Below are 12,819 nucleotides of genomic sequence, written 5' to 3'. Positions count from 1 at the left end.
CGATTTTCTCTTCCGCATCCATTCGACTTAACAGCGCGCGCCAAATCCGCTCCCATGTTCCGTCTTCCGACCATTGTTTCAATCGCCGCCAACAGGTGGTGGGAGAACCATATTGTCGGGGCATGTCCGCCCAAGTACAACCGGTTTTCAAGACGTAGAGAATTCCGTTCAGGGTTTTTCTCGGATCTGCGGGCGGACGTCCGGGTCCCGGTTTGGGTTTGGGAAGAAGAGGTTCAATCACAGCCCATTGTTCGTCTGTCAGCTCATGTCTCGTACTCATACTTCCATTTTACATTGGCAGATCATGTTTTTGAAATAGCTTGTAGTCATTTTGTCGTATTTTTATAGACTTCCTTAGATTACCTTGTTTCTCCAACTAGTAAAGTCTATAATAATTGCATAACGAATGGATTTATCAATTAATTACATCAAAGGATGAACGGTGTGCATTTGGCGGAACATTTCGTTTTCGTCGTTTTGATCATTGTTTTGATCTTTGCAACGATCACCGATCTGCGCGAGCGGCTGATCTACGACCGGTTCGTGCTGGTCGGTCTGGGGGCGGTGGCGGCCGTCCGCTTCTTTTTTCGGGAAGAACCCTGGTGGGATTACCTCCTCACCGGAGTGGGCGTCACCTTCGCCCTGGCCACCGTGGCGGTGATGACCGGCGGGAAGGCCATCGGAGGGGGGGACATCAAGGTATTCGGCCTGATCGGGCTGGCCCTCGGTTTTGAGAAGTTTCTGTTGGTATTCATCCTTTCGCATCTATTGGCCGCCCTCTACATCCTGGCGCGGAAGCTGTTGCGCCGGGAGAAGATCAAGGGCGAGGCGGAGATCCCCTTTGCCCCCTATATCCTGGCCGGATTGATTCTTTCCTACGGATGGATCGGATTTCTTAAGTAAAGAGTGGATAGCGACACGCAACGGATCGAGGGGACAGACCGATGCGGCGTGTGGAAAAACCGCGGCTTTCGAAAGCAAACCGGAGGCGGACGAGACTCACGGCATTTATCAGGCGATCTTTCTCCCCATATTCTTTTTGTTCCTGGCCGTTTTTGTGCCGGAAACGTCGCTGTGGATCGCCGTGTTCAGCGGCCTGTATTGCGCTTTGCTGATCCTGATTGTATTTATCAGCAAAGCAAAAAAGTGGCACCGTTCCATAAAATTTCGCACGCTGTGGCTGCTGATCCAGTTGGACACCACCGCCATCTTCACAGCGATTGTCGTGGCCCGAATGCTGAAGGGGTCGGCCGTTGTGTTTCTTTTTGTGACGGGCATCTTCCTGTTGGGCATTCTCGCGGGTCATTGGTACAGCCGAAGGATCGTGGACGAACTGAAAAAACCGAAAACCCTGTTGGGGAAACTGTTGCTCGCTTTGGGATCGCTGGGAGGGGGGCTGGCCGGACTTCTTTCCTACTGGTTTTCGCAATATGTATCGGGCGTGGCCGTTGCTGCCTTTCTCTGCGCCTGTATCCTGTTGGTTCTTGTCATTGTTCATGCCGGTGCCCGGGCGGGCTGGCCGGAAAAAGGATGAGAAGAGGTTTCGGCATTTTGACTGAAGCTGACGGGCAAAGAGAATTTGAATGACGGCAAGGGGAGATCATGGGTTTCGGAAACAAATCGGAAAAAGAAGAGACTTACGGCGTGTATCAAGGGATTGTTTTTCCCGTATTTATGCTGATCGCGGTCACTTTCATCCCGGAAACGTCCCTGACGATCGCTGTTCTTGGCGGTATTTATTGCGCGCTGCTGATCCTGTTTGTTTTGTTCAGCAGGGCGAAAAGGTGGCATCGTTCCCGGAAGTTCCGCATCCTGTTCGGATTGACTCATGTGGATGTTTCAGCGATTTTGGCCGCGATTCTGGCAGCGCGCATCATGCATGGATCGGTCGGTGTGTTTCTTCTCGTGCTGGGCATCTTCCTGCTGGGCATTCTCGCGGGTCATCGGTACAGCGGGTGGGTCATGGACGAACTGCAAAGGCCCAAAACACCGGCGGGAAAACTGTTGGTCGCCTTCGGCTCCTTGGGAGGGTTGGCGGTTCTTTGGGCACAATGGTTTGGTCGATATGCATCGCGGAAGGCTTTCGTGGTCTTCCTTTGCGCGTCGGTGTTCGTGATTCTCGCCGTTGTCCACGCATTTCTTCATGCTTTTATTCGTGAAGCCTGGTCGGCGGGGAGCAGCTCTTCTTACAAGGGATGAAAGCCTTCCCTTTTCAAAGGAACGCATTTCTCGGGAAAAATCGAAAATATGCCGAACAATTAATCTTGTTGTTGGTGGGAAACTCTTGCCAATTGGGAGGATATGGGGATATAATGTCAAACGATGAGATTATTGTGGAATATGAGAGTTCTTAACGGTTCCTTTTACATTATCCAATTTTTGTCCTCATCCGGGGCTTGATGAGAGCCGGAGATCTGTAATGCCCATTGCAAATTTCCCGTTTCATTGTCCTTGTGACGGTTCATGCGGCAATGATCGGCTTATGGATGGTCGACTCGACAACGTCAAACAGGGGAGGACCGAAATTTGAACGCTGACGTCAAACTGTTGCTCATCAGCGAAGATCCTGCCTATGCCCAGGATATCGCCGCCCGGGTGAAGGGGATGTTTCCGCAGCATTTACATATTCATCCCGATGAGGTGCGGCACGAAATTTCCCGCCTGCAACCCGATATCGTCTTGCTCCATGAACGGAAGGATGGATCCGGCATCGCCCTGATTCCCCTCATCAAACGGGAAGTTTCCGATGCACTCATCATTTATCTCGCCGAGCGCCGGGATCCCATCCGCGCCCGGGATGTCAACCGGGCCGGCGCCTTTGATCTCCTGTTCCTGCCGGAGGAGATCAACGCCCTGGAAGACGTGTTGGGGCGCGCGCTGAGGGCCTGGCAGCTGGGCAGCGGGAGCCGGGAAGCCGCCGCCGAATTCGCTTGGGGGCGCGGACAGGTGATCGCCTTTACCAGCGGCAAGGGAGGTTGCGGACGCAGCCTGCTGGCCTCCACGCTGGCCCAGACGCTGATGCTGGAGTCCACGGTCGGCGTGCTTTTGGTCGATCTCAACCTGCAGTATGGAGGAGTGGAAACCTACCTGGGAGTGGAAAACGACCGCACCCTCTACGACCTGACCCCGGTGCTGCAGGAGCTGAACGACAACCATATCCGCAGCGTCACCGTGGTGGAACCCCATTCCCAGGTGGAGGTCCTGGTGAGCCCCGCCGATGCGGAAATCGGCGAACAGATCGGGGAGGAGCACGTGGAGCGCCTGCTCCGGGCCGCACGGCTCTATTACGATTACGTCCTGGTCGATCTGCCGACGGAGATGACCCCGATTTCCTACACCGCCCTGGAGGAGGCGGACCGGATCTTCTATGTGATGACCCCGGACGCCCTGTCTTTCCGCATCTTCTCCCGGGTGTTGGATCTGTACGCCAAGATTAATGTGGATCCGACCGACCGGCTGGAAGTTTTGCTGAACCGGGTGAGCCGGGATTCGGAACTGGATGCCCGGGATGTTCAGCAGCATTTCGGATTCCCCGTGGCCGGCATATTCCAGGAAGATTTCAAGCGGATCCAGCAGGCGATCAACCGGGGGCATCCCCTGCGAACATCCCGCCGGGAGCGCGGTCTATCCCCCTTCGCCCGGGATGTGCAGAAGCTGGCTCGCGCCCTGTTGGCTCAGCAGTCCGGACGTTCTGCCTCATAAAGGCTCTTGTGCTTCATCGCTGACTGAAACTTAATGAAAACTCAAGGCAAGCAGGTGTCAAATCCATGCAGGATGCGAAACGCAGAGCAATCATCTTTGCCATTATTTCTCTCGTTTTGGCCGCGTTGGCAGGGGTCCTTTTCATGCAGCGCGTCAGCGCGGTGGAATCCCAGCTGGGAAATCAAGTGACGGTTTTTGTGGCGAAGACGGACATCCAGCCCCGCCAGCCCCTGAAGCCGGAACAGTTTGAAGCGGTGGAAGTCCCCCAGAAGTTTGTTCAGCAGTCGACGGTGACCAACCTGAATAAGATCGATGAATTTGTGACAATCGTCCCTCTGAAAAAGGGAGATGTGCTGGACGGCAATCTGTTGAAACCGGCCAAGGAGCTGGGCACAAGTGGGAACAAACGCCTGGTATACGTGCCCGCTTCGGACCGCATTGTGTTTGACCAGCCCCTCAATGCCCAGGACCGCGCCGACATCATTGTTTCCTGGGGAGGGGATGACGGGTCGAAGCGAACGGTGATCTTTGACACCGATGTGTTGGTCGCGGCCGCTTCAGGGGAGGAAGGCAAATTTTCGGGAGTTTGGCTGGAGATGACCCTGGAAGAGGCGAAGCGGTTCATCGATGCCCAGAATTTTGCTCAATCCGTTCGCATTCTAAAGGCGCCCCAAGAAAAATCCAAGGAAAAAGTTTCCATCAACCAAGAAGTGCCCGACAAAGTGGAGAAGCCGGAAGATCAGCAGAATCAGGGAAATCAAAACCCCAACGGTGCAGGCAACCAATCGCTTCCTTCCAATCTGGATGAGCAGCAATTGGACCTGGATTAAAGTTAATAGGTGAAAGGAGGCCTCCACGTGTCCCTCTTCAAACGGGCCAAGATGCGCAGCAGTTCGCAAGTCCGGCCGGTTTCCCCGCGTTCTTCTTCCCAGCGGAGACCGGTGAACGAGTCACGCATCGAACAGCTGGCCCAGCACTTCAAGGCGCGCCTCCTCAGGGAAACGGATCTGGAGAAGCTAACCCGGATGTCGTCCTCGGAGCTCCGGGTCACCCTGGACCGGCTGATCGGACGCTACCTGGCCGAAGAGCAAGTGGTGCTTCCCCGGCATGAACGAGACATATTGATCGGTCGCATCATTGACGAGTCCGTCGGTTACGGGCCCCTTGAGCCCCTTTTGGAGGATGAGGAAATCACGGAGATCATGGTGAACGGGCCCAACGAAGTGTTTTACGAGAAAAAGGGGAAGCTGTACAAGACCGACATCCAGTTTTCAAGTGAGGAATCCCTGCGGAATGTCATCGACCGGATCGTCGCCCCCATCGGCCGCCGGATCGACGTCAGCTCGCCGATGGTGGATGCCCGTCTCCCCGACGGGAGCCGGGTGAATGCGGTGATTCCGCCGATCAGCCTCAAGGGCCCCCTGCTCTCCATCCGGAAATTCCGCAAGGAACCGATCTACCTGGACGAATTGGTCGGATTCGGCAGCCTCAGCCCGGAGATGGCCCAGTTTCTTACCAGTCTCGTCAAGGCCAAGCTGAACCTGATCATCTCCGGGGGAACCGGCAGCGGGAAAACCACCCTGCTCAACGCCTTGGCCTGCTATATCCCCGAGGATGAGCGGATCATCACCATTGAGGACATGGCCGAATTGCGGATTCCCCATCCCCACGTCGCCGGGATGGAGGGGCGTCCCCCCAACGTGGAGGGGAAGGGGGAAGTGACGATCCGCCAGCTGGTGCGGAACGCCTTGCGGATGCGTCCCGACCGGATCATCGTCGGGGAGGTGCGCGGCGCCGAAGCCTTCGACATGCTCCAGGCGATGAACACCGGTCACGAAGGTTCCCTGACCACCGTTCACGCCAACTCTCCCGAGGACGCCCTGCGGCGGCTGGAGGCGATGGTGATCATGTCCGGCGCGGAGCTTCCCTCCTCCGTCATTCGGGAATATTTGGTCGGCGCGATCGATTTCATCATCCAGATCGGCCGCCTGCCCGACGGAAAGCGCAAAATGCTCTCCATTTCCGAAATGGAGAAGAGCGAGGACAGCACTTTTCGGCTGCGGGAAATTTTCCGCTTCGAACAGACGGGGGTGACGGATGAGGGGGCGGTGGAAGGTTATTTCACCGCGACCGGCGTTCGTCCCCGCTGCCTCCAGCGGTTGAAGGCCTACGGCGTTCCCGTGGATCCGGCCATCTTTACGCCGAAGAAAAGGGGGATGGATTGATGGTCGGTGGTCTGTCCGCACTGCTGGCAGGGGGGTCCCTCTTCTTTGCGGTCTGGTCCCTTTATTTCCTGCTGAATATGTACCGGGAGCGCTCGAAGACCCGGGAGCGGGTGAGCCGGTGGATCAAGCGGGGAAGCGACGTGCGCTGGTCCGATTCTTTGGTGGAATGGCTTGATCAGATGGCCTGGGCGAAGAAACTGCAGCCCAAGCTGGAGCGGGCCAGCGTCCGGCTGCGCCCGGCGGAGTACGGCGGGATCGTTCTCGTGGGCGGTTTCCTATTCGGACTGCTTCTAAGCTGGTTTTTGGAAATCAATCAGTTGATATGCTTGGTTATTGGTCTTTCCCTCGCCCCGGTGGCATCCAATTTGTTTCTACTTTCCCGCAGACACCTCTATGTCTCCAAAATCGATAATCAGCTGCCGGAAGCCTGCCGGCTTTTGAGCAGCGCCGCACGGGCGGGACTCTCCATCCCCCAGGGATTGGAACTGGCAGTCAAGGAGTTGCCGTCTCCAATCCGGAAGGAGCTGGAGATTGTGGTGCAGGAGCTCCAGCTGGGTCGGCACTTGGAGGGTGCCCTTCAGGAGCTGCTGAAGCGTGTATACTCCCAGGATCTGCACGTCTTTGTCAACGCCTTGATCATCCAGCAGCGCTCTGGGGGGGACCTGGCCCGGGTGATGGCCCAGATGGCCAGCACGATGGAGGAGCGGAAAATCATCAGTCAAATAATCCGTTCCGTCACCGCCCAAGCCCGTTATTCCGCCTACATGCTTCCGGTCATTTCCGTCTTCATTGTATTTATGATGAGTCGGATGATAGACGGTTTCTTTGATCTCTTTACCACCTTTTTCGGAATGATCATTGCCGGGATCTTTATTGTGTTGCAGATCGTAGGTGTTTTATTGGTCCGGAAGATTTCCAACATCGAAATTTAGGGAGATAATGGGATGGGTTTCGAAGGAATTCTGCTTGTGGTGATCTTTGCATGGATGGCGATGCTTTTTTCGTTGGTCTCCTATGTTTCTTTCCAAAGCAAACACCAATCCCTGCACCGGTATCTGGAAGAAGAGATCCATCCGCTGGTGGAACAGTCCAGCAGAACGGGAGATTGGCTGAAAACGCTCCATACTTGGTTTGATCGATTGGCTCCGACGGGGGAAAAGATACAGCTGTTAAGTGAACCGGAGGAGCTGGAAGATATTTTGGTCAAGGCGGGGTATCCTTACGGATTGACAGTTGACCGGCTCCAGGGAGCCAAGCTCGTAGGGGTAATACTTTTCGGGGGTTTTGGGTTGTTGTACTTCCTCCTCGGATTGCCGATGGGACCGATCGTTTTGGTATGTGGTATTTTTGCAGGCTACATGTCGCCGATCTGGCTCGTCCGGCGCATTGCGAAACGTCGTCAGGAGAAAATACGCCGCGAGATTCCGGACTTTCTTGATATCATGAGCATCACGCTCCAGGCGGGTATGAGCATGGACGCTGCTCTCAATCATTACGTACAGACTTTCAGCGGGCCCTTGAGCGAAGAGTTTGCCCGGATGAACCGGGAGATTCGCTTTGGGGTTCAGAGGGAAAGCGCCTACCGCGCCCTGATGCAGCGGACCACTTCCCCCGAGCTGGAGGCCCTTCTCCAGTCCCTCATCCAAGCTCACAATTTGGGTACGCCGGTCTCCGACATCTTCATGCAGCAAGCGGAGGAAATCCGAAGCATGCGGGCCGAGAAGGCCAAAGAAGCGGCGGGAAAAGCCGCCCCGAAAATCTCTCTGGTCAGCGGCCTTGTCATCGGTCCGTCCATCATGCTTCTCATGTTTGGCTCCTTCGTTCTGAAGTATTTCATCGGGGAAGACAGCATCTTTAAAAATGTTGGCTTTTAAGGAGGTGGTGTTTTCGGAAAAAGGTTTGCGGTTGATTTTCAAGTAAACAAATAAAAAAGCGAAAGGAGGAGTTCAAACGATGAAGGAAAGGATTAAGGGTATCGTTCGTTCAGGTCTCGGTTACAAACGGGCTCTGTCTAATAAGAAGGGATCTCCAACAATGGAGTACATCATCATCATTGCCGTCGGAGCTCTGTTTGCGGGTATTCTGTACAATGTGTTTAGTGGTGAAAATGCGTCCAGCATACAGAGTAAGATAAAGACTTTTGTTGAGAAACAAGTTGATGGTGCTATCAATAGCGGCGGAGATTCTGGTAGTGATCAAAATAAGAAAGATGATAATTGACAAAAGAAAAAAAGAGGATTGGGTGGAGGTGGGGGAAAATCCCATCTCCCCCACTGTTACTAACAAAATATGAGAAAGAAAATCGTTGTTGCTAGGACGTACCTATTTCTCCTCTTTTTTGCGAGGTGTCAATTGGTGAATCTCAGGAAAATCAGCTGGCTGCTTCTCTCTTTTCTTTTTCTCATTGCTTGTTCCCAGCAGGAGGAGTCCGGGGGTACTAACGCCTCATCGAAACCGCAGGTAAAGCAAGCGGCTAATAATGTGGAGGATATGCTAAGGGAGGGACCGGGGAAGTATGCCGGGGATAAGTATGACGAGGAAAAAGTGAAGGCGGAGCTGGACAAATTGCCCAATAATTTGACGGCTGATGAAGCTTACAGCCATCTGGTGGCTCTGCTGGCTGAGGATTATAAACCAGAACTTGAGATACTGAACAAATTTGATACCACCATCAGAACGAACATTAAGAAGCCCGGAGGCGTCAACACTCCGGAAGGGGAATTGCCCAAACAGGTGAACGTGGAGATTCTCCTGGACGCCAGCGGGAGCATGGCTGGCCGGGTGAGCGGCGGAGTGAAGATGGACCTGGCTAAGGGGGCGATCCGGAACTTCGTTTCCAAACTGCCGGAGGGTGCCCAGGTGGCACTAAGGGTTTACGGGCACAAGGGAAGCAACCAGCAAAAGGACAAGGAACTTTCTTGCAAGAGCACTGAAGTGGTTTATCCTCTGGGGGCTTATGACGAGTCGTCCTTTCAGAAGTCACTAGACAAGTTCCGCCCGACGGGCTGGACTCCACTTGCGGCGGCAATTGAGCAGGCGAAGAGCGATTTGAGCGGGAAGACGGGGGAGAAAGTGGAGAACATCATCTACGTGGTGAGCGACGGGATCGAGACCTGTGGCGGGGATCCGGTTAAGGCGGCAAAGGAGCTGCACCAGTCGGAGATCCAGGCGATTGTCAACATTATCGGTTTTGATGTGGACAATGAAGGGCAGCGTGCGTTGAAGAAGGTAGCGGAGGCTGGCGGGGGTAAATACACCACGGTAAACACCGGGGAGGATCTTAGGAAGCATTTGGAAGAGGAGTATGAACGACTAGCTGATGAGTGGGAAATGTGGGGGACAGAAAGCTATCTAGAAGCAAGTAAACTATGGTCGGAGAAATGGGAAACATTAGATAAAGCCGAAGTCACCATGATTGATAAATATGCGAGAGAAAGAGATCGAATGCTTAAGGCAAAAGATTACCTTGCAGAGAAAGGAAAGTTGGAAGAAGAAAGCACTAAGTATACATTGGATGAAAAAATATGGGATAGGTGGAGATTATTTAATAAATATAGATTGGATAATTTTGGGAGATTGAAAGATCAACTTGAACAAGCTGAGCGTGAGGAAAAACAAAGAGTAGAAGAAAAGGCTAAGGAAATGGAGGAAAAATATAGACAATGAAATTAGGGTGACAGAATTTGTAGAAAGGTGAGGGACCAATTTTTGTCAATCCTTGCGGTGTGACAAAAAATTGAGTCCTTCTCCTCACATTTCTCTTTTTCACGTAAATTATAAATTGTTCCTTACAAAATTAAATATATTATATTTCTAAATCCTGGAGGGAGTCAATGAAGATCAAATCCCGTTTTGTAGCCTTGATGGTTCTATTTATCTATCTTATTTCTCTCATTTCTCCATTTTTAGGCTTGGCAGTGGCTTATGCAGATCCATTCCCCATACCCGAAAATAGGCCCATCCCGGATAATATTCCGATACCTGATAACAGGCCCATCCCGGATAATATTCCGATACCTGATAACAGGCCCATCCCGGATAATATTCCGATACCTGATAACAGGCCCATCCCCGACAATATTCCCATACCTGACAACAAACCAATACCGGACAACAAACCCATACCGGATTCACTGTCAAAGTCGGACCAAAACCAGCCTGATTCATCCGGAACAATAGGGGATTCCAATAAATCCGATTCAAATGATACTTTTGTTGATTCAACGGGGTGGAAATTTTTCAAGTGGACTTTTAAGGATATAGGTCTTGGTATTGTTTCGCTTTATGACCTTGATCAACAAAAAAAATTAACCGGTTTAGATATTTATTTTAGCAAGGCTGGCGCGTACCGGGGTATATTGGGCTTATTCCCCGATGAGTATAAAGAGGTGCAATTTATTCATGATACCTGGGATCGTGCCGACAAAGGGATACAGCTTTATAAGCAGTATCAAGATTTTCAAAGACTTAGAGGAATTGTTGAGGGTACGAGAGCTGGAGGAGAGATACTCCAAGGTAAAGGAATTACTAAATGGATAAATTCATTGAAGCAATGGAACGAAGCGGCTAAAAGTAACGGGTTTGCTCTCAGCAAATTGGGTAAAGGAATTGCGATAGTCGATATTACCCTTTCGGGAACCGAGACAGTGATGCACACGGTGAAGGCCATTAATTCTACAGGACAAGATCGAACTGATGCCATTTTCGATGCCATCGGATCCGGAGGGGACGTTCTCTTTGCTGCTGGTACCCTTGCAGGGCCCACACCTTTGGGAGTTACATTGATGGTAACGGGAACAGTGCTGGGAGCAGTCAGCTGGGGGTATAAACATCGGGAGGTCTTTAAGAAGGCATGGAACGGAGTGAAAAGCGGCGTAAAGAAGCTTGGAAACTTGTTGGGATGGTAACACGCTGAAACATAGAGAAAAGGGGAATGAAAATGAAAAAACGAATCCGGCCCGATTTAAAACCCCGAAAGCCCTTCCCGGTGGTTCCTGAGGCGGTGAAAAAAGCAGCGGCAATGTATAAGAAAGAGGGAGAAAGCGAAAATGTAGGACCCAGTCGGGCGTGGGTGTCGGGCAAACTTTATTATTATTCCACCTATGTCCGTGGAAAGTTTAATCCCACTAAAACATCCCAAGGGTATTTGGTCATCCGGGAAGATGGAACGGTTCCACCGTTTTCAGAGGCGAAAAAGCCGCTGAGGATGATCAACTCCACGGATGGGATGTTTCGGGAGATTTTGCTTGCGGGGCCACGCTACGCGAATCGTTCGACATATAACTGGGAGGAGTTGGAGAGGCTGCTGAACCGGATTCAGGACATTCTGAACGAGCCATTGCCACCGGATATTCAGACAGCCTTTGACGTCTTCCGGAGCATTCCCCGAAAGGCCCTGGAGAAACAGCAGGAACTCCGGGAAATTGTCTTAGACACAGAGAAAATGTTACACGAATTATCGACCCACTATGTGATTACAGAGGAATTTGTTCAAAGACTTCGATCCCGGTTTTATCGCTACATCGAATGCTTGTTCATTCAACACGATGTTCAGGTGTCCACCTATGAAGAAAGGGAGAAGTTTTTGGGGTATCTTTCCTCACGGGTGTCCATTACCCGTTTTCCCTTTTGGTGGTGTTATCGACGGTTAAAAAAACATCATCAGGCGATGACGATTACAAATAAGGCAGATTTGGAGGCGCATGAGGATGTACGGAATGACATACGGAGGGAAAAAAATACAGAAAAGCACTTTGAGTGGGTATTCTCCATTACAAGGAACCCGCGGGATGAGGAGAAAAGCGAAGGCAAATGAGGTGAAGAGATGAACCAGATCCGGGATGCGTTTCTTTTGATGATGCATCGGTTTTGGACCGTACTAATACTAGGCCTGCTCTTGATCACTCCGGTTTATTTCTTCGCCCTGATATTTACCAATTATTTTTTTCGATACTACGGAGCGTTGGATCTTCTTTTCATCGCTCACTTTTTCCGCGCGTTTCTTGTGTTGTTGGCTTTGTCCGTATCCCAGATACCATTTATTGAACTGGCTTACCGGGATGCGATGGGGGAAGATGTCCGGTTTAAGGACGGGTTTCGCAGTATTTTGGAACATATTTTTCCCGTTTATATCATGGGAATTCTTTATGCGTTTTTGTCGGCTTTCGGTGGATTGTTGTTTATCGTTCCCGGAATTCTAATCGCCGTTTGGCTATATCTTTTTCCCTATGTAGCTGTGATCGAGAAAAAACATTGGTGGAAGGGATTTAAACGGGCCTTTAGAATGGGTAAAAAACATTTCTTTCAATTGCTCCTCATCGTCTTTCTGTTCGGTTTGTTTGAGATGATTGTTGAATATGTTGTCCTGAACGGCACTCTATATCTAACTACCCGTTTTCTCGTCATTGCTGTGGTGCAATTGGTCCTGAATCTCTTATTTCTTCCTTTGTTTACCTTTATCATCACCTATTACTACATCGATTGGAACGGAGGGAAGGAAGCGTTTCAAGAAGAAGACTGGGGAGCTTGGGAGGGTTGGCGGTAAAAATGCTTGGTTGGAAGGTAATGCCCCTTCAGGCAACCTTGATCTTGTTTTGTTCTTTTAAGATGGCTTCGTGATGTTTGTTTTTGTTGCGCCAACGGATGTATGCTTGGATGGCTTTAGCCAATTCATCATGAGATGAATAATTGCTTCCTTCGAAAACGAACTTGCGAAGCGGGCCAAAATGACATTCAATCCGGTTTAACCAAGATGCATATGTCGGCGTATAGATCAACTCCACGTTGTTTTCACGGGCCCAAGTCTTGACTTTCTTATGGTGGTGAGGGGAAAAGTTGTCCAGCACAATGTACAACCGCTCACTCCGATGATAACGGCGACGCAACACCTTCA

15 protein-coding genes are annotated in these 12,819 nt (G+C 51.4%); 13 read left to right on the top strand and 2 right to left on the bottom strand.

Annotated features, from left to right (window positions below):
* Nucleotides 1-280, bottom strand: a 280-nt coding sequence (locus tag BM063_RS18400; RefSeq protein WP_143085418.1) for an IS5 family transposase, incomplete at its 3' end; no start/stop codon positions are given.
* 164 nt (nt 281-444) lie between these two features.
* On the opposite strand from BM063_RS18400, the gene BM063_RS16805 reads away from it, so the two are divergent.
* The 13 genes from BM063_RS16805 (at nt 445) to BM063_RS16745 (ending at nt 12,471) form a co-directional block, all read left to right on the top strand.
* Nucleotides 445-903, top strand: coding sequence for a prepilin peptidase (locus tag BM063_RS16805; protein ID WP_177199251.1), 459 nt, complete (start codon nt 445-447; stop codon nt 901-903).
* A gap of 154 nt (nt 904-1,057) precedes the next feature.
* Nucleotides 1,058-1,534 (top strand): hypothetical protein, encoded by a 477-nt coding sequence (locus BM063_RS16800; RefSeq protein ID WP_143085417.1) that lies wholly within the window; start codon nt 1,058-1,060, stop codon nt 1,532-1,534.
* Nucleotides 1,535-1,674: 140 nt separating this feature from the next.
* Entirely contained in the window at nt 1,675-2,199 is a 525-nt protein-coding gene (locus BM063_RS16795) for a hypothetical protein (RefSeq protein ID WP_143085416.1), read from the top strand.
* Between the two features lie 327 nt (nt 2,200-2,526).
* Entirely contained in the window at nt 2,527-3,702 is a 1,176-nt protein-coding gene (locus BM063_RS16790; RefSeq protein WP_092041772.1) for a CpaE/TadZ family protein, read from the top strand.
* A gap of 143 nt (nt 3,703-3,845) precedes the next feature.
* Nucleotides 3,846-4,532 (top strand): SAF domain-containing protein, encoded by a 687-nt coding sequence (locus BM063_RS16785; protein WP_143085415.1) that lies wholly within the window; start codon nt 3,846-3,848, stop codon nt 4,530-4,532.
* 27 nt (nt 4,533-4,559) lie between these two features.
* On the top strand, nt 4,560-5,927 hold the full coding sequence (locus BM063_RS16780; protein WP_245752333.1) for a TadA family conjugal transfer-associated ATPase: 1,368 nt from the start codon (nt 4,560-4,562) through the stop codon (nt 5,925-5,927).
* On the top strand, nt 5,927-6,859 hold the full coding sequence (locus BM063_RS16775) for a type II secretion system F family protein (RefSeq protein ID WP_092041766.1): 933 nt from the start codon (nt 5,927-5,929) through the stop codon (nt 6,857-6,859). Before BM063_RS16780 ends, BM063_RS16775 begins: the two co-directional genes overlap by 1 nt.
* A gap of 12 nt (nt 6,860-6,871) precedes the next feature.
* Nucleotides 6,872-7,801, top strand: a complete 930-nt coding sequence (locus BM063_RS16770) for a type II secretion system F family protein (RefSeq protein ID WP_092041763.1) — start codon at nt 6,872-6,874, stop codon at nt 7,799-7,801.
* A gap of 79 nt (nt 7,802-7,880) precedes the next feature.
* Entirely contained in the window at nt 7,881-8,147 is a 267-nt protein-coding gene (locus BM063_RS16765) for a hypothetical protein (RefSeq protein ID WP_092041761.1), read from the top strand.
* Nucleotides 8,148-8,282: 135 nt separating this feature from the next.
* Nucleotides 8,283-9,593 carry a vWA domain-containing protein gene (locus tag BM063_RS16760; protein WP_177199250.1) on the top strand — a complete coding sequence of 437 codons (1,311 nt, stop codon included), beginning with the start codon at nt 8,283-8,285 and terminating at the stop codon, nt 9,591-9,593.
* A gap of 167 nt (nt 9,594-9,760) precedes the next feature.
* The gene (locus BM063_RS16755) at nt 9,761-10,834 is read left to right on the top strand and encodes a hypothetical protein (protein ID WP_092041756.1); all 1,074 of its coding nucleotides are present in this window, start codon (nt 9,761-9,763) and stop codon (nt 10,832-10,834) included.
* A 32-nt stretch (nt 10,835-10,866) separates the two neighbouring features.
* Nucleotides 10,867-11,742, top strand: a complete 876-nt coding sequence (locus BM063_RS16750; protein ID WP_092041754.1) for a hypothetical protein — start codon at nt 10,867-10,869, stop codon at nt 11,740-11,742.
* A gap of 9 nt (nt 11,743-11,751) precedes the next feature.
* Nucleotides 11,752-12,471 carry a hypothetical protein gene (locus BM063_RS16745; protein ID WP_092041750.1) on the top strand — a complete coding sequence of 240 codons (720 nt, stop codon included), beginning with the start codon at nt 11,752-11,754 and terminating at the stop codon, nt 12,469-12,471.
* A 28-nt stretch (nt 12,472-12,499) separates the two neighbouring features.
* Here BM063_RS16745 and BM063_RS16740 read toward each other — a convergent pair.
* Nucleotides 12,500-12,819: transposase (locus tag BM063_RS16740; protein ID WP_218154409.1), on the bottom strand; the 320-nt coding region annotated here is incomplete at its 5' end.

It is taken from the genome of Planifilum fulgidum, from assembly GCF_900113175.1.
Lineage (GTDB): Bacteria > Bacillota > Bacilli > Thermoactinomycetales > DSM-44946 > Planifilum > Planifilum fulgidum.
Note: the sequence above shows the minus strand (reverse complement) of the source record. Positions and strands in the feature narration are given on the sequence as shown.

What these genes read in the sequence shown, in the direction of transcription:
- BM063_RS16795 (WP_143085416.1), top strand. Translation starts at nt 1,675, where the DNA reads ATGCTGATCGCGGTCACTTTCATCCCGGAAACGTCCCTGACGATCGCT.
- BM063_RS16785 (WP_143085415.1), top strand. Translation starts at nt 3,846, where the DNA reads ATGCAGCGCGTCAGCGCGGTGGAATCCCAGCTGGGAAATCAAGTGACG.
- BM063_RS16775 (WP_092041766.1), top strand. Translation starts at nt 5,927, where the DNA reads ATGGTCGGTGGTCTGTCCGCACTGCTGGCAGGGGGGTCCCTCTTCTTT.
- BM063_RS16770 (WP_092041763.1), top strand. Translation starts at nt 6,872, where the DNA reads ATGGGTTTCGAAGGAATTCTGCTTGTGGTGATCTTTGCATGGATGGCG.
- BM063_RS16765 (WP_092041761.1), top strand. Translation starts at nt 7,881, where the DNA reads ATGAAGGAAAGGATTAAGGGTATCGTTCGTTCAGGTCTCGGTTACAAA.
- BM063_RS16755 (WP_092041756.1), top strand. Translation starts at nt 9,761, where the DNA reads ATGAAGATCAAATCCCGTTTTGTAGCCTTGATGGTTCTATTTATCTAT.
- BM063_RS16750 (WP_092041754.1), top strand. Translation starts at nt 10,867, where the DNA reads ATGAAAAAACGAATCCGGCCCGATTTAAAACCCCGAAAGCCCTTCCCG.
- BM063_RS16745 (WP_092041750.1), top strand. Translation starts at nt 11,752, where the DNA reads ATGAACCAGATCCGGGATGCGTTTCTTTTGATGATGCATCGGTTTTGG.